The sequence below is a fragment of the Demequina sp. genome (genome assembly GCF_016278775.1).
Classification (GTDB): Bacteria; Actinomycetota; Actinomycetes; order Actinomycetales; family Demequinaceae; genus Demequina.
The window spans coordinates 1-15,769 of sequence record NZ_JADQBF010000021.1; the positions used below are offsets into that span (position 1 = coordinate 1).

At 66.1% G+C, this 15,769-nt stretch carries 14 protein-coding genes and 1 pseudogene; 7 read left to right on the forward strand and 8 right to left on the reverse strand.

Annotated features, from left to right (window positions below; genetic code table 11):
• A pseudogene (locus QZZ33_RS03400) lies at positions 1 to 288 on the reverse strand (hypothetical protein); the annotation flags it as partial.
• A gap of 162 nt (positions 289 to 450) precedes the next feature.
• On the opposite strand from QZZ33_RS03400, the gene QZZ33_RS03405 reads away from it, so the two are divergent.
• Positions 451 to 1,899, forward strand: a complete 1,449-nt coding sequence (locus QZZ33_RS03405; protein WP_291378203.1) for a PspC domain-containing protein — start codon at positions 451 to 453, stop codon at positions 1,897 to 1,899.
• Positions 1,896 to 2,162: a hypothetical protein gene (locus QZZ33_RS03410; RefSeq protein WP_291378205.1), complete on the forward strand. Its 267-nt coding sequence runs from the start codon at positions 1,896 to 1,898 to the stop codon at positions 2,160 to 2,162. Before QZZ33_RS03405 ends, QZZ33_RS03410 begins: the two co-directional genes overlap by 4 nt.
• On the opposite strand, the gene guaA is transcribed toward QZZ33_RS03410, so the two are convergent.
• Genes guaA through QZZ33_RS03430 form a run of 4 tightly spaced genes read right to left on the reverse strand, consistent with a single transcriptional unit; the run spans position 2,125 to position 5,897 of the window.
• Positions 2,125 to 3,690, reverse strand: coding sequence for a glutamine-hydrolyzing GMP synthase (gene guaA / locus QZZ33_RS03415; RefSeq protein ID WP_291378207.1), 1,566 nt, complete (start codon positions 3,688 to 3,690; stop codon positions 2,125 to 2,127). The two genes, QZZ33_RS03410 and guaA, sit on opposite strands and share 38 nt — an antisense overlap.
• Positions 3,687 to 4,019, reverse strand: a complete 333-nt coding sequence (locus QZZ33_RS03420) for a DUF3817 domain-containing protein (RefSeq protein ID WP_291378208.1) — start codon at positions 4,017 to 4,019, stop codon at positions 3,687 to 3,689. Before QZZ33_RS03420 ends, guaA begins: the two co-directional genes overlap by 4 nt.
• Complete coding sequence (locus QZZ33_RS03425; RefSeq protein WP_291378209.1) at positions 4,016 to 4,786, reverse strand: SURF1 family cytochrome oxidase biogenesis protein; 771 nt, start codon at positions 4,784 to 4,786, stop codon at positions 4,016 to 4,018. The genes QZZ33_RS03420 and QZZ33_RS03425 overlap by 4 nt, the downstream gene beginning before the upstream one ends.
• Positions 4,761 to 5,897 (reverse strand): GGDEF domain-containing protein, encoded by a 1,137-nt coding sequence (locus tag QZZ33_RS03430; RefSeq protein WP_291378210.1) that lies wholly within the window; start codon positions 5,895 to 5,897, stop codon positions 4,761 to 4,763. The genes QZZ33_RS03425 and QZZ33_RS03430 overlap by 26 nt, the downstream gene beginning before the upstream one ends.
• 187 nt (positions 5,898 to 6,084) lie before the next feature.
• On the opposite strand from QZZ33_RS03430, the gene pta reads away from it, so the two are divergent.
• The 4 genes from pta to QZZ33_RS03450 all read left to right on the forward strand — a co-directional run bounded on the left by pta (position 6,085) and on the right by QZZ33_RS03450 (position 11,072).
• The gene (gene pta, locus QZZ33_RS03435; protein WP_291378212.1) at positions 6,085 to 8,166 is read left to right on the forward strand and encodes a phosphate acetyltransferase; all 2,082 of its coding nucleotides are present in this window, start codon (positions 6,085 to 6,087) and stop codon (positions 8,164 to 8,166) included.
• 4 nt (positions 8,167 to 8,170) lie between these two features.
• A complete protein-coding gene (locus tag QZZ33_RS03440) occupies positions 8,171 to 9,307 on the forward strand; it encodes an acetate kinase (RefSeq protein WP_366475523.1) in 1,137 nt (378 codons plus the stop codon).
• Positions 9,308 to 9,467: 160 nt separating this feature from the next.
• Positions 9,468 to 10,205 carry a hypothetical protein gene (locus QZZ33_RS03445; RefSeq protein WP_291378214.1) on the forward strand — a complete coding sequence of 246 codons (738 nt, stop codon included), beginning with the start codon at positions 9,468 to 9,470 and terminating at the stop codon, positions 10,203 to 10,205.
• A 66-nt stretch (positions 10,206 to 10,271) separates the two neighbouring features.
• Complete coding sequence (locus QZZ33_RS03450) at positions 10,272 to 11,072, forward strand: hypothetical protein (protein ID WP_291378216.1); 801 nt, start codon at positions 10,272 to 10,274, stop codon at positions 11,070 to 11,072.
• Here the strand turns inward: QZZ33_RS03450 and QZZ33_RS03455 are convergent.
• Positions 11,056 to 11,742, reverse strand: coding sequence for a glutamine amidotransferase (locus QZZ33_RS03455; protein ID WP_291378217.1), 687 nt, complete (start codon positions 11,740 to 11,742; stop codon positions 11,056 to 11,058). The genes QZZ33_RS03450 and QZZ33_RS03455 overlap by 17 nt on opposite strands.
• 91 nt (positions 11,743 to 11,833) lie before the next feature.
• Here QZZ33_RS03455 and QZZ33_RS03460 point away from each other — a divergent pair, with 91 nt between their 5' ends.
• A complete protein-coding gene (locus tag QZZ33_RS03460; protein ID WP_291378218.1) occupies positions 11,834 to 13,675 on the forward strand; it encodes an ABC-F family ATP-binding cassette domain-containing protein in 1,842 nt (613 codons plus the stop codon).
• Here the strand turns inward: QZZ33_RS03460 and QZZ33_RS03465 are convergent.
• Positions 13,672 to 14,853: an ABC transporter permease gene (locus tag QZZ33_RS03465; RefSeq protein ID WP_291378219.1), complete on the reverse strand. Its 1,182-nt coding sequence runs from the start codon at positions 14,851 to 14,853 to the stop codon at positions 13,672 to 13,674. The two genes, QZZ33_RS03460 and QZZ33_RS03465, sit on opposite strands and share 4 nt — an antisense overlap.
• Positions 14,850 to 15,761, reverse strand: a complete 912-nt coding sequence (locus tag QZZ33_RS03470) for an ATP-binding cassette domain-containing protein (protein ID WP_291378220.1) — start codon at positions 15,759 to 15,761, stop codon at positions 14,850 to 14,852. The genes QZZ33_RS03465 and QZZ33_RS03470 overlap by 4 nt, the downstream gene beginning before the upstream one ends.
• Between the last annotated feature and the right edge of the window lie 8 nt (positions 15,762 to 15,769).

A 15,769-nucleotide genomic window follows, 5' to 3' on the forward strand; every position in this document is an offset into this window, starting at 1 on the left:
TACGCCGACGACCACGCGCGCCCATGCGTCGCGCGAGAACAGGCTGACGACGTCGGGGCGGCGCGGGTCCGATTGCACCGCACCGTCGAGGGGGCTCCACACGAGCACGAGTGCCGCAATGAAGACGATGGCTGGCAAGGCCCACGGAGCCAAGTCATCGGTTCCGTACCGCCGCGCCATGAGGCCCCCGGCGAACGTGAGCATGAGCAGGCCAAGCAGGGCGCGCCACCATGACGCTGGCTGCGCCTCGCGGTGTAGCGGACGCGCGATCCTCGTCGTGTGGCTCACGTCGCTATCGTCACACACGGCCCCCCGCTGCGGCCTCCCCCATACGGCCGATCCCCTGCCCTTCGCACACCGCAAGAGATCAGGGGAGAAATCAGGGGCTTCCCTCATAGCGCGACACGTGCTCGGACCGGGAGCATGGAGGCACGACTACAGGAGGACCTCATGACCACCCCATCCGAGCAACAGCCCCGCGAGGCGGGCTTCTTTCGCGCCATTCGCGACTGGGGGCTGACTCGCGGCGACAACGGCTTCTTGGGGGGCGTCGTCGACGGTGCAGCGCAGCGCGTGGGGATGGCAACCGTCCCCGCCCGCATCATCGTGGTCGTTGCCGCCATTGTGCTCAATGGCCTCGTGCTGCTTGCCTACGGCGCTGCGTGGGGCTTGCTACCCGACCGGCGCGGCAACATCATCTTCCAAAACTTCGGCCGCGGCGTCCCCAACGTCGGCGCCCTCATCGGCATCGGCGTGTTCACCCTGCTCGGTATGAGTGGGCTCGACGGGTCCGGGCCTTTCGGCGGGTCGGCGAAGTTCTCCTTCTCTGATCCCACGCCCTGGACGGTCATGAGCATCATTGCTGGCATCCTGGTGCCCCTCGCCTTTGTGGGAGGCCTGGTGTGGTTCATCATCGCGATGGCCAAGAAGTCACAGAACACCCCTCCATCCCAGCCAGTCGCCGGGGCTACCCCGCAACCGGCTCCTGCGAACGGTGCACAGCAAGCATCGGACCAGCCGAGCGCCACGACGCCACCCGCAACCGACTCGAACCAGGACGACACGACGGGGCCCGTGTACGCCGCGATGCCACCCCGCACGGCGTCGGCGCAGCCTCCCCACTCTGCCCCCGCCCGGCCGGCGGCCTACCAGCCTGTCCCGCCGGCACCCCTTCCACAACCACGAGTTCCCGGGCCAGGCAAGGGCTTCTACCTCACCGCGCTCGCGTGGATCGTCCTTTCGGGCGCCATCGCCATCACGTTGGAACGCGAAGATCAGCTCGCAGTCCACCCCGCCGCCGCGTGGTTCGTGTTGATGGTGACGGGCCTAGGCGTGCTACTCATGGCCGTCAGCCTCGCGGGCCGCAAGCTGGGGTTCCTCGGGTTCATGACGATCGTCCTAGCACTCCCGCTGCCGGTGATCGCCGCGGAGGCCGACGCCTTGCGCGACACGTATGCCGAGGACGGAGGGCTGCTGACCTTCGACATCGACTTCGACCGTGATCTCGAACGTATCGATGCATACGACGCCACTGCGGAGTTCGCTCAGGAGTACAGCGAAGTCATCCTCAACGGCGATTGTCGCCAAGAGCCGGCAGTGCCCGCCGATCCGTCGAGCACCGCCCGCCTGTCTTTCACCTCACTGGAAGAGGACACCTCGGTCGATGTGGTCACTCACGTGACCTACGTGACGATCCCGGAGGGCACCGATCTCCACCTCGTCGGACAGGGTGATGCTCAGGCACACGTCGTGTGGCCCGATCGCCAACTCACGTGTGACTTTTGGGGCGCCGGGGGGCAGCACCTCACGCTTGCCAACAACGTGGGGCCCGCCGTGACCATGATTGTCTACGACGACGAATACGCCAACACCATCGTCATCACGGAGGTTTCATCATGATGCGCCGTCGCCCAGTGCAACGCCTGACGTCCATGATTGTCGGGGCCATCATCACGGCCATCGGCGCGGTCACGATCGCCGTGTTGTCCGGCAAGAGCATCGATGTCGAACTGGTATGGATCGTCGGGCTCGGAGCGGTCGGAGCGTGGTTGCTGCTCACCGCCGTCATGGCGGGCGTGCGCAACAACGAGCGGCCTTCAGAGCTCGAGCAGACCAGCGACCCTGTCACTCCCACTCGATCGTGCCTGGCGGCTTGCTCGTGACGTCGAGCACCACGCGGTTGACCTCGGCCACCTCGTTGGTGATGCGGTTGGAGATGTGCGCGAGCACGTCGTAGGGCAGCCGGGTCCAGTCGGCCGTCATGGCGTCCTCTGACGACACCGGCCGCAGCACGACGGGGTGGCCGTAGGTCCTGCCGTCTCCCTGCACTCCCACGGACCGTACGTCGGCCAACAGCACCACGGGGCATTGCCAGATGTCGCGATCGAGGCCAGCCTTCGACAACTCCTCGCGCGCGATGGCATCGGCCGCTCGCAGGATCTCAAGCCGGGGGCCGGTGACCTCTCCGATGATCCGGATGCCAAGCCCAGGGCCAGGGAACGGCTGGCGCCACACGATCTCTTCTGGAAGACCGAGTTCCGCACCCACCGCGCGCACCTCGTCCTTGAACAGCGCGCGCAGCGGTTCCACCAAGTCGAATTTGAGATCGTCCGGCAATCCACCAACGTTGTGGTGGCTCTTGATGTTTGCCGCGCCTTCTCCGCCGCCTGACTCGACCACGTCGGGGTAGAGCGTGCCCTGCACCAGGAAGCGCACCTCTTCTCCAAGGCCCGCGTCATGCACCAACGCGCGCGCCTCGGCCTCGAAGGCGCGGATGAATTCGCGGCCGATGATCTTGCGCTTCGCCTCTGGGTCGATGACTCCCGCGAGGGCGTCGAGGAAGCGGTCGCGCTCGTCTGCGACCACCAGCCGCACACCGGTCGCCGCTACAAAGTCGCGCTCGACCTGCTCAGCCTCTCCCTCGCGCAGCAGCCCGTGGTCAACGAATACGCACGTCAACTGGTCGCCCACGGCCTTCTGAACGATTGCCGCGGCCACGGCGGAGTCGACGCCCCCTGACAGCCCGCAGATCACGTGCCCAGACCCCACCTGGGCGCGAATGCGCTCCACCTGCTCGTCGATCACGCTGGAACTGGTCCAGTCTGGAGTGAGGCCAGCGACGCGGTACAGGAAGTTCTCCAGCGCGGCCTGGCCTAGCGGCGAGTGCCTCACCTCTGGGTGCCACTGCACTCCAGCGAGGCGCCTGCCGGTGTCTTCGAACGCCGCGACGGGGGCACCCTCCGTCGAGGCCAGCACGGTGAAGCCAGGGGGAGCCTGCTGCACGGAGTCGCCGTGACTCATCCACACGGTCTGCTCTGGAGGGCTACCAGAGAGCGTCGTGCCCGCGTCGGACACGGCTGCGACGGTGCGACCGTACTCGCGCAGACCTGTCTTCGCGACCATTCCCCCGAGCGCCTGCGCCATCAGTTGAAAGCCGTAGCAAATCCCCAACACCGGCACGCCAGCGTCGTAGATCGAGGGATCGACGGCGGGCGCACCCTCCTCGTACACGGACGAGGGGCCCCCCGACAGGATGATGGCCGCCGGATCCTTCGCGAGCATGTCGGCCGCGCTCATGGCGTGGGGGACGATCTCTGAATACAGGTTTGCCTCGCGTACGCGGCGCGCGATCAGTTGCGCGTATTGGGCGCCACAGTCGACGACGAGGACGGGACGATGCGCGGTAGTCACTGGCTAAGGCTAGCGGCGACGTCGCGGGTCACCCGGCGTTCCAGATAGAACGACAGCAACGGCACGACGCCGCCGAGCGCCATGACGAACAGTCTCGACATCTTCCACGACGTCTTGGACCACAGCATGAAGCTCACGATGAGGTACACGATGTAGATGAAGCCGTGGAGTTGGGCGACCACGCCGAATGCCGTGTCGAGCCACTCAGGAGCGGTCACCGCAGGAAGGTAGCGCAGCAACCCGAGGAACACGATCACCAGGAAGGTTCCTGTGATGATCGCCATGACTCTGTACCGAGCGAGACGGCCGTCGAGTGGCTCCGCTGTCATGATTCCTCCTTGGTGTGCGATGCCTGAACATTGTCCCTGATGTACCGCGCCGCCAGGAGCGCGCCGAAGACCCCGAAGATCCACCACTCTGCCGCGTACGTCAGCGAACGCACATCAAGGCGGCTGCGGTCGGGCGGCGGGGGCATCGCGTTCCAGCCAGGCGCAGGGGTGTCGGACACCACCAGGTACGTATACATCGGGCTCGGCCATTCTTGAGCGAGCACGCCCGTTGCCATGGATCCCACCCACACCGCACCATCGATCGGTTGACGGTCGGGCGTGGGCGCTGAGCCCTCTCCCCCTCTCACATAGCCAGATACGGCCGCACTGACGCCGGAGCGGGGCACATCGGTCACGTCGTTCGCAGGCCTCCATCCGCGCAGCACCGGCAACGTAGCGGCACTGCCGGTGCCGGTTGCGGTGGCTGGCACCTCGAGAGGCATGACAAGCAGCACAGCATCCGCGCCGTCAATCTCCTTGCCAGCGACGAGCGCGACGTCTGCCTCGACCCACATCCCCTCCACCTCCACAAGACGGCCCTCGCCTCGCCCCGACTCCGCGGGTCGCATCACGTCGGCCAACGGCGCGGGCGGGTCGGCCTCGATGGCGGACGCCTGTTGGTGCGCCCGGTCCCACTGCCACGTCCCGAGTAGCGCGCCAACGGCGAGCGCGGAAACGCCGAGCAGCGCCGCAGTACCGATCGCTAACCACCCCGGCGTGGCCGCGGAGCGTGGGGGGCTGCTAGGCCCGCTCGGGACGGTCAGCACTGGGAAACTCCTTGACAGACGCATCAGGGTTGCTGGACTCGAAAGGCCGCGAGCGCACGGCGTTGCGACCCTCTGTCTTCGCATCGTAGAGCGCATCGTCGGCGCGCTTCACCACGTGGTGCGGCCGCGCGTCGCCGATGCCGTCGGCAACACCGATCGAGACGGTCACCGCATGCGTGTGGTCGCGGCACGGGACTTGCTGGCTCTCGACGGATACCCGCAACCGATCCATGAGCCTGACCGCGTGTTCAAGGGTCGTGCGCGGCAACACCACGATGAACTCATCTCCTCCCCAACGACCAACGGTGTCGGCTGCGCGTAGGCGACTCTTCAACACGTCTGACAGGCGTGCAAGAACGGTGTCCCCGCACTGGTGGCCGTGGGTGTCGTTGAGGCTCTTGAAGCGGTCGATGTCGGCGATCGCCACCGAGTATCCATCGTTGCCTGGAGCGCTGACCTCATCGAGAAGCTCGACGACGGGGCGTCTGTTCGACAACCCCGTGAGCGCATCCGTGTTGGCCAAGTACTCGGCGCGCGCGGCAAGCCTCGCGGATTCGGAACGGGCCTGAAGCGCCCGATAGTGCGACAGCGCGGCCAGCGCAAAGACGAGCAGGGCCGTCAATACCGCATTGAAGGAGAACAGTGTCGCGCGCACTCCCGCCGGGACAAGACTGCCGTGCGACGGTTCGACAGCCGTCTGGCACACGATGAAGGCGGATCCTGCAAGCACGATGAAGAACCAGCGCCATGCCGCCTGGCGGTCAGTGAACGCCACAAACACGAGCACCCCGGTGGCGATGAGATACAGGTGGAGGCCAGCTTCCCACCCCAGCACCGAGACCCCCAAGATGATCTGGCTGATGGCGGTCACGAGACTCACGAGCACGGTCGCCAGCTGGTAACCCCGGCGCGCGCACGCCACGGCCAGAAGGTGAGCCACGATGGCCACGGACGTCACCACGACAAGCGACCGGAGCCACAACTCGTCATACACCGCGAAAAACACCAGGTAACCGCTAGCAAGCACAGCAGAGAACAGCGCAAAGTCATGCGCGGTCCACCGCGCCTGCGCGGCCTCACTCTGGCGGGAACCAGTGCGGGCGTCGGCCATGCGCACCAGGGAAACGCTGGCGCGGGTTCGCCATCGTCTCGCCTGTCCCTCAGCTCCCGACACGGATTCCCCTCACCACTGCGTTAGCGGCTCACGGTAGTGCCAGGGACCCGCTGGTGACGATGGTCTTGCGACTCCACACGTACCCGGTCACAAGGTCCCGGTCAAGACGTGGAATGCTTGAGGCGTGACACGCAGCATCTACATTGCATCGGTAGAGGGCGATACGGGAAAGTCGACGATCGCCCTCGGCATCACAGCGCTACTCGCGCGCACCGTCACCAAGGTGGGAATCTTCAGGCCCGTGGCACGCGTCTCGACCGGGTCAGACTACGTGCTGCGATTGCTGCTGGGGCACGACGGCGTTGACCTCGACTACGACGAATGCGTCGGCGTCACGTACGAGGACATCCACGCCGACCCCGACGCGGCACTGTCGCGCATTGTGACCCGGTATCACGAGGTGGCACGCAAGTGTGACGTCGTGGTGATCGTCGGCACGGACTACACCGACGTTGCAGCACCCGCAGAATTCGAACTGAATGCGAAGGTCGCGGCGAACCTGGGCGCGCCGGTAGCGCTCGTGGTGCGCGGCGCTGACCGGTCACCGTCCGACATCGCCGAGATGATTGCGCAAGCTCGCGTACAGATGGACGAGAACCACGCGAAGGTGGTTGCGGCGTTCGCCAACCGGTGTGACCCGGTGGACCTCGAGGCCATCAAGGCTGCGCTCCCAGAAGACATTGGGGTTGCCGCGCTCCCAGAAGAGCCACTGCTGTACGCGCCGACGCTTCGCGCCCTGTGCGACGCGATCGACGGGGAGATGATTGCGGGAGACGAAGCTCTCCTCTCTCGCGAGGTGCGCACCATCTCGATTGCCGCCATGACGGTGGAGCACCTGCTCGACCGTCTAGAGGAGGGTGCCCTCATCATCGCCCCTGGCGACAGGGCCGATACCTTGCTGGCTGCGCTGACCGCGCACTCGGCCTCTGGCTTCCCCGCCCTTGCAGGCATCGTGGTCAACGGCGGCTTCCGCCCGCCCCCCTCTGTCCAGCGCCTGATTGACGGGCTGGGCCCCACGCTCCCCATCATCGCCACCGACTTGGGCACGTTCGCTACGGCGCAACGATGCTGGAACACGCGCGGCCGTTTGTCTCGGGAATCCGTGCTCAAGGTCGACATGGCGCTCAACATGTTTGAGAGCACCGTCGATGGCGCGCAACTACTTGATCGGCTCAATCTCGCAGGTACCGACGTGGTCACGCCTTTGATGTTCGAGTACGCGTTGCTCGACAGGGCCCGCACCGACCTTCGGCGTATCGTGCTCCCGGAAGGCGAGGATGACCGCATCCTGCGCGCCGCTGGCACCTTGCTCACCCGCAACGTCGTCGACCTCACGATCTTGGGTGACCCGGCAGCGATCACTACCCGCGCGGGAGAGCTGGGCATCGACCTGTCTGAGGCGCAACTCATCTCGCCTAGCGATCCCGAGTATGTCGATCGCTTTGCCGCCGACTACTACGAGTTGCGCAAGCACAAGGGAATGACTCAAGAGGCTGCGCGCGACCGGGTCCAGGATGTCAGTTACTTCGGCACCATGATGGTCCATCTCGGGCTGGCAGACGGCATGGTGTCCGGAGCCGCTCACACGACCGCGCACACCATCGTTCCCTCATTCCAGATCATCAAGACACTGCCGGGCGTATCGGTCGTCTCGTCTGTCTTCCTCATGTGCCTGGCCGATCGCGTGCTGGTCTACGGCGACTGCGCAGTGAATCCAGACCCCACGGCCGAACAACTCGCCGACATCGCCATCTCGTCCGCAGAGACGGCGAGGCAGTTCAACATTGAGCCCAAGGTCGCGATGCTGTCGTACTCCACTGGCGAGTCCGGTACCGGTTCGGACGTGGACAAGGTGCGCGAAGCGACCCGCTTGGTGCGCGAGCGTCGTCCGGATCTACTCGTCGACGGGCCCATCCAGTACGACGCCGCAGTCGAACCTTCCGTCGCCAAGTCGAAGGCGCCCAACTCCCTCGTCGCGGGACGTGCCACCGTGCTGATCTTCCCCGATCTCAACACCGGCAATAACACCTACAAGGCCGTGCAGCGTAGCGCGGGCGCCGTCGCCGTGGGCCCCGTCCTGCAAGGACTTCGCAAGCCCGTGAACGACCTCAGCCGCGGTGCGCTCGTTCAAGACATCGTCAACACGGTGGCCATCACGGCCATCCAGGCGCAGCAATTGACCGCGGACCGCGCGGCGGAGGGATGAACACGTGGCTGTGAACTACATCGGAATGGCTCTGGTCCTCAACTGTGGCTCGAGTTCCGTCAAGTACCAAGTGGTCGACACCACCGTTGACGCACCCTTGGCTTCTGGAATCGTCGAGCGAGTCACCGACCACGCCCTTGCCATTCGCGAGGTCATTGAACGCCTCGGAGATTCTGACTCTGGCGTTGATCTCACCAAGATCACGGCGGTCGGCCACCGCGTCGTCCAAGGAGGCGAGGAGTTTTCCGCCCCTACCATCATCGACGACGACGTGGAGCGCCGGATCGCTCTGCTGTCGAACCTCGCGCCGCTGCACAACCCCGGGCACGTCGCCGGCATCAGTGCCGCGCGCAAAGCCTTCCCAGACATCCCCCACGTCGCCATCTTCGACACGGCGTTCTTCCAGACGATGTCGGAGGCGGCATACACCTACGCGATCGACAAGAACATCGCCAAAGAGCACTCGATTCGCAAGTACGGCTTCCACGGCACCAGCTACGCGTACATTTCGCACGAGGCCCCCAGGGTCATGGGCAAGCGGCCCAATGAGATCAACATGATTGCCCTCCACCTGGGCAACGGTGCGTCCGTGTGTGCCATGCGGGCAGGGCGCGCTATCGACACATCGATGGGCATGACCCCCCTTGCCGGGCTTGTCATGGGCTCCCGCACAGGCGACATCGACCCCGCGGTCGTCTTCCACCTGAGGCGCTCCGCTGGAATGTCTATCGACGAGATCGACCACCTCTTCAACAGCCAGTCTGGGATGCTCGGTCTCACCGGATACAGCGACATGCGCGACGTCGAACAGGCCGCAGATGACGGCTCGCACGACGCTCAGTTGGCGCTCGAGATCTACTGCAGGCGCATTCGGGGCTACGTGGGTCAGTACTACGCTCAGCTCGGGCACCTGGACGCGATCGTGTTCACCGCAGGCGTGGGCGAGAATGACGACATCGTTCGACTCCAGTCACTCGTGGGGCTGAGCGAGTTGGGCATCATCATCGATCCAGAGCGCAACGCCGGGCGCAAGAAGCAGGCGACGCTCATCAGCGCCGACGAATCCCCCATCGAAGTGTGGGTGGTTCCGACGAACGAGGAGCGCGAGATCGCCCTCCAATCGATCGCCGCAGTGTCTTAGGGACCTGGACGGCACGCGCCTCCATACACGGGGACGACTCTCCGCGCGTTCTTGGCGAAAGTTCCTCACCACCAGCCGCTTTCGGCCGATGGGGAGAACGAAAACGCAAGCGGGCTTCACCTTCGAAAGCACGCGGCAATGAGGGACGCGAGAGGACATCATGGCGACCACATCAAGTTGGGTGGCACACGCATCGCGTGAGCCCAACGCCGCAATGATTCATGCGCTCCACGAGTGGATCGACGACTCGGTCAGGCTCGCTGGCGCGACACCAGGCTCTTGCCCCTTCTTGGCAGACGCTGTCTTCGCCGCCATCGTCGCCCACACCGACAGGGCGCTCCACAAGCGCCGCCAACGTCCCACCTTCTTGTCTTCGCAGACCTGCGGCCTCCACGCACTCGCGGCGCACGGGCTGAGGCCCATGTGCGACGTGATCAACCACGACGAGTTCGGCCCGGAGGAGTTGCAGGTCGAACACACCGGCGGGACGTCCACCCTCGCGGAGGCGATCGCTCGGGCGTCTGGCATTGAGCGCACCGTGCTCGTCCCCGTGTTCACCGAGGCAGAGTTCATGGACGCGGACCTGTTCCACCTCCACAACTCTCGGCTGCTCAGCCCGCGTGACAGCGGCGTCGTCATTCCCTTCATGATCGTGCCTTCCGGGCATTCCGCAGAGGAGGCGGAGGACAGAGAGGCTGTGGTGCGCGCCTCCGGCTTCACCAGCTACACGTTCGAATGCGACTGGGAGGACTTCTCCCTTGAAGACCACACCCGACTCGCGCTCTTGATGGAAGATGTCCTTGACGAGATTGTGCAGATCAAAGCCGACGCAGAGGCCAGAGTCCTCAGCCTGCCACCGCTATGGCCCTTGGTGGAGCTGCGCGCGAGCCTCCGCTAGGCGCTAGGGTGCAGTCCACAAGGCCGACACATCGGTGGCGCGCTCGAGCAGAAGGAGACCCCGCATATGAACGCCCCCATCTCCAGTTGGGTCACGCACGCTGGCAGAGAGCCTGCAGACATCGTGATTCGCGAGATGGATGCGTGGTGGCGCCAAGTTCGTGAGTCTCGCGGCCAGGCGGCGCTGTGCCGCTGGCGCGGAAGTCCACTCCACTCCTTGGTGCTGGTCCACGTTGATCGCGCCGCGCACAAGCGTCGCCACCAACCCACCTTTGTGTGCAAGAAGCCTTGCGGCATTGCGGTCGAGGACCACGGAACCACCCCGATGAGCTCCATTGTCCGCGATGACCCCTACGGGCCCCAGCGGTTGCGAGTCGCGCATTCGGACCCGGATTCGGCTCTCGGCCACGCCATCGCCATGGTCAAGCGCGAGGAGGGAACCCTCGCCGTGGCGCTCGCTTCCGAGGCGGAGTTCGACGACCCGGACTTCTTTGACCTGCACCGCGCATCACTGGTGGATCCCTTGCGAGACGGCGTGGCACTCGCGATCATCCACGTTCCGCTGGAGGCGCCCGAGTCACAGGACGACGCGATGGCCCGCGAAGACCTCATGCGCGCGGCAGGCTACGCCACGTACACCATCGACCTCGACGGAGAAGAGGACGACCACGCCATGCATCGTCACCTCGCCGGGATGCTCGAAGACGTCTTCGATGAGGTAGCGGGCATCAAGGCGGACGCTGCAGCCCGCATCCTCATGAGTGCCCCGCTGTGGCCAGCCGTGGTGATACGTACCTCCCCCGCATGGAGACGGGACCACCACGTGCCAGCCGGCACCGACGAGATCCCGGTCACGCGAAACCACTAGCGTCGAGCCACGCGCGCAGCGAGCGGATGCTCGCTGCCACCGCCTCATCTCCCCACTCGCGGGCTTGAGCGCGGAGGCCGTGCACGTCGATGCCCCACGCCGTCAGGTCGGCCGTGTGCCCGATGAGCCACCGCTCGATCGCCTCAGGGTCCGCCTCTGGATGGCACTGGAATCCCACCTGTCTGCCGTACACAAAGGCCTGGTGGCGGGTGGCGGGGGTGGAGGCAAGACTCGTCGCTCCCTGCGGGAGTCGAATCGCGTCCGCGTGCCAGTGCAAGACGGGCGCGGAGGCAAGCGGGGCCCACGGGGTGCTCGCCGCCGCCGCGGTCGGCTCCAGCCGTGACCAACCGAGTTCGCGCTGACCGCGTTCAACAGCCCCTCCGAGCACCATCGCCATGAGCTGCGCACCCAGGCAGATGCCGATGGTGGGCACACCAGACGCCGCACGGGTGGCCAGGACCTCACGCACATCGGCGAGGTACGGGTAGCGGGCGTCGTCGTCCGCGTCGATCGGGGCACCCAGCACCACCGCAAGGTCGGCGCTTGCTGCCGGGCCGACGTCGTCAATCCCTACATCGAGGTAGCGCACCGCGAAGCCGTGCGCGGTCAGCTCGTCCTCCCACACGCCCAGGTCCTCGAACGCCACGAACCTCACCACGTCGCATCGCATTTGCTCAGGCTATCCGCGTCCCCACCCCGCGCCCGCGCACCGTTACCCTCAGCGGTCGAGAGCGACCCGGATGGCCGTCTACCCTTGGCGGGTGGCACATCTGATCGGCGCAGAGGGTCTCGGCGTCGATTTCGGCACCGGGCCAGTCCTCGACGGCGTGACGCTGGGGCTCGATGAGGGCGACCGCATCGGCGTCGTGGGCGCCAACGGCGCTGGCAAGTCCACGCTCGTCTCCGTACTGGCTGGCATCAGCCCTGCCCACACCGGCCGAGTGACCCGCGCGACGGGAGTGCGCGTCGGCGTCGTCGACCAAGGCGACGCCTTCACGCCTGGCGCTACCGTACTAGACGCGATCGTCGGCGATGCGGCCACCCACGAGTGGGCAGGCGACCCGCGCGTGCGCGACATCATGTCCGGCCTGGTCGCTGACCTTGAGGCCGACGCCGAGGTGGGCTCGCTTTCTGGTGGCCAGCGTCGTCGCGTGGCCTTGGCTCGCACCTTGGTGGCTGACGACGACGTGCTGGTGCTGGACGAGCCGACCAACCACTTGGACATCGACGGAGTGGCGTGGCTGGCCTCGCACGTGAAGCGTCGGTGGGCGGCGAACCGAGGGGCGCTCCTGGTCGTCACTCACGACAGATGGTTCCTCGACGAGGTGACCACCCACACGTGGGAGGTGGTCGACGCGGGCGTCGAGCAATACGAGGGCGGCTACGCCGCATACGTGCTGCAGCGCGTGGAGCGGAACCGGATCACGGCCGTCACGGAGCAGCGTCGGCAGAACCTGTTGCGCAAGGAACTGGCATGGCTGCGCCGGGGCGCACCCGCACGCACCACCAAGCCCAAGTTCCGCATCGACGCAGCAAACGAACTCATCGCCGACGTTCCAGAGGTGCGCGACCCCATCAAGCTGCAGCGCATGGCAGCGTCGCGCCTTGGCAAGGAGGTGGTGAGCCTCGTCAGCGCGCACGTCACCTATCCTGGACCACCGCCGCGAGAGGTGCTGCGCGACGTCACGTGGCTCATTGGTCCTGGCGAGCGCACCGGCATCCTTGGCCCCAATGGCGCGGGCAAGTCGACACTGCTGAAGCTCATCACGGGTGAACTCGAGGCCACGCAGGGGCACGTGAAGCGCGGAATGACGGTGAAGGTCGCCGCGCTGTCGCAGCACTTGGTGGAACTCGACGAGTGGGCGGGCCAGCGAGTCGCGACCGTCCTCAAGCAGTACACCTCCGTCAAGCTCGCGGACGGCACAGAACTGACCCCCGGCCAGTTGCTGGAGCGGGTCGGCTTCAATCCCGCCCAACTCAAGACCCAGGTGAGCGCGCTGTCTGGTGGCCAGCGTCGGCGTCTGCAAATCCTCGTGGTGTTGCTCAGCCAGCCCAACGTGTTGGTGTTGGACGAGCCCACCAACGACCTCGACACCGACATGCTTGCCGCGCTCGAGGATCTTCTCGATTCGTGGCCGGGGACCCTCATTGTGGTCAGTCACGACCGCTACCTCATGGAACGCGTCACCGACCAGCAGTACGCGGTCATGGACGGCGGCCTGAGACACCTGCCAGGCGGCGTGGACGAGTACATCTCGTTGGCGCAGAACATGGCCAGGTCAGGCGGCGGGGTGGGCACGTTCGGTCCTGACGCGGCCGACGCAGGGGTCGGGTCTCCCGCCGCGTCACCGGCGTCGTCCGCCTCGGGCGAGGGCCTCGGTGGCGCCGATCTGCGGGCGACTCAGAAGGAAGTGGCGGCCGTAGAACGTCGGCTCAAGAAGGTGCTTCAGCAGAAGGCGGAACTGAATGCGAAGATGACGAGCCACGACCCGACCGACTACCCGGGCCTGGCCGCGCTCGCCGCGCGGCTGCCAGTGCTCGACGCCGAGGCCGCGCAGCTCGAGGAGCGGTGGCTCGAATTGTCAGAAGAGCTGGGGCACTAGGACCGGCGCAGCGCGTCCTTCAGCTTGACCCGTCCACCCGTGTTGAGCACCGCCCCTGCGTATACGCGCCCCGCCAGCCATGTGAGCAGGGGGATGGCGATCAGGCACAGCGCGACGGCCAGCAGGGTCTCGGCGGTGGTGATCGCGCCGAACGCGGAGCGCATGGGGACCAGAAACGGTGCGAAGAACGGCACCTGGGTGAGCACGGTGGTCACGGTGCCATCGGGGCTGCTCGGCACCAGGTAGATCGCGAGATACAGCGGCACCATCATGAGCAGCATCATGGGCGTCGACACCGAGCCGATGTCCTCCTGGCGCGACACGAGCGCGGCGAGTCCGCCGAACAGCACCGTGAATAGCGCGAAGCCCAGCACGAACCACACGCCGAAGTTCACGAGCAACTGGCCCACGCCGACCTCGAGGGCTCCCAAGAACTCCAGGTGCCACACAGCGAACAGCAGCGGCAGCACCATTCCCGCAGCCTGCACGAGCGTGTAGAGGGCAACACCCATGATCTTGCCGCCCAGAAGAGTCGATGGCCGGACGGTCGCGAGGAGGATCTCGACCACCCGTGAGGACTTCTCCTCCACCACCCCCATCATGATGACCGATGAGCTCTGGACGAGCACGAAGAACAACACGAGGATCACGACGAAACCCGCGAAGAACTCTCCCGAGTCAAATCCGTCGCCGTCGCCACCCCCCTCCCCCAGGTCTGTCACCGTCGGCATTGCCTGTGCGAGCGCCGCAGACACTGCCGCGGGGTCGCCGCCAAGGCCGGTGATCTGCGAGTCGAGCACGGCGGCCTGCGTGGCTGCGGTGAGCACGGAGGTGAGGGCGTCGTTGCCGCCGTCGACGAACAGTTCTGGGGACTCGATGGGGCCCACGATCAGACCCGCGACGCCGTCCGCGAGCGCTGGCTCCGCTGGTGCGTCAACCTGCTCGAACACGGCGTCAACATCCTGGGCCTCCGCGGCGGTCTCCAGGTAGGGCACCAACGCGCCCGCGGTCGCGGAGTCGACGTGCAGGAGGTCCGGCTCGCTGTCACGGTCCACGATGAACGGCTTGAGGATCAGGGCCGCTGCTACGACGACCACGATGATGACCCCCGTCGAGATGAGGCTTGCCTTGGCCAGGGCGCGGGCGCGGAACTCTCGCTTGGCAATCAACCACATCATGCTGACGCCACCTCCTGAGGGGCATTCACCACGTCGCGGAACAGATCGGTCAGCGTGGGGCGCAAGGGAGAGAACTCGGTCACCGTGCCCTGTTGGACGGCCGCTGCGAGCACGGCGTGGGCGGCATCAGCCGATGCGGCCTCGACGATCCAGCGGGCAGGGCCCGCCTCGGTGATGGTCACGCCTGGCGGCGCGACGGGAGCCTCACTCATCCGCGCAAGCGCGAGGCTCCACCGGCTCGTCGGCGTCGCGCGCAAGTCGTCGATCGCGCCAGACGCGACCATGGTGCCGCGCGACACGATTCCCACTCGGTCACTGAGACGCTCCACCAGCTCGAGCTGATGGGAAGAGAAGATCACCGGAACGCCGCGGTCGGCCTGAGAGCGCAGCACCTCACTCATCACGTCAACGGCGACAGGATCCAGACCAGAGAACGGCTCGTCGAGCACCAGGATGTCAGGCTCGTGCACCAGCGCGGAGGCGAGCTGCACGCGCTGCTGATTTCCAAGCGACAACTTCTCGACCTCATCTCTGCGGCGTTCAGCGACTCCCAGCACCTCTGTCCATCGCTCCATCGCGGCGGTGGCGCGTTCGCGGCTGAGCCCGTGCAGGCGGGCCAGATAGATCAACTGGTCGCCCACCTTCATGCGGGGGTAGAGGCCACGCTCCTCTGGCATGTAGCCGATGCGCCTGCGCACGTCAGCATCCACCGGAGCGCCCTGCCACCTGACCGCACCCGCATCGGCCCTGAGCACGCCCAGGATGATGCGCATCGCAGTGGTCTTGCCAGCCCCGTTGGAGCCCACAAAACCAAAGATCTCCCCGGCCGGCACGTCGAAAGAGACCTCGTTCAACGCTCGCAACTGCCCGTAGTACTTGGAGAGGCCGTCGATCTCGAGTGCGCTCACGCGTGCTC

Bases quoted from the DNA above. Each gene is read 5' to 3' on its own strand.
- QZZ33_RS03465 (WP_291378219.1), bottom strand. From the start codon at position 14,853: ATGATGTGGTTGATTGCCAAGCGAGAGTTCCGCGCCCGCGCCCTGGCC.
- QZZ33_RS03420 (WP_291378208.1), bottom strand. From the start codon at position 4,019: ATGACAGCGGAGCCACTCGACGGCCGTCTCGCTCGGTACAGAGTCATG.
- QZZ33_RS03430 (WP_291378210.1), bottom strand. From the start codon at position 5,897: ATGGCCGACGCCCGCACTGGTTCCCGCCAGAGTGAGGCCGCGCAGGCG.
- QZZ33_RS03445 (WP_291378214.1), top strand. From the start codon at position 9,468: ATGGCGACCACATCAAGTTGGGTGGCACACGCATCGCGTGAGCCCAAC.
- QZZ33_RS03450 (WP_291378216.1), top strand. From the start codon at position 10,272: ATGAACGCCCCCATCTCCAGTTGGGTCACGCACGCTGGCAGAGAGCCT.
- QZZ33_RS03410 (WP_291378205.1), top strand. From the start codon at position 1,896: ATGATGCGCCGTCGCCCAGTGCAACGCCTGACGTCCATGATTGTCGGG.
- QZZ33_RS03455 (WP_291378217.1), bottom strand. From the start codon at position 11,742: ATGCGATGCGACGTGGTGAGGTTCGTGGCGTTCGAGGACCTGGGCGTG.
- QZZ33_RS03405 (WP_291378203.1), top strand. From the start codon at position 451: ATGACCACCCCATCCGAGCAACAGCCCCGCGAGGCGGGCTTCTTTCGC.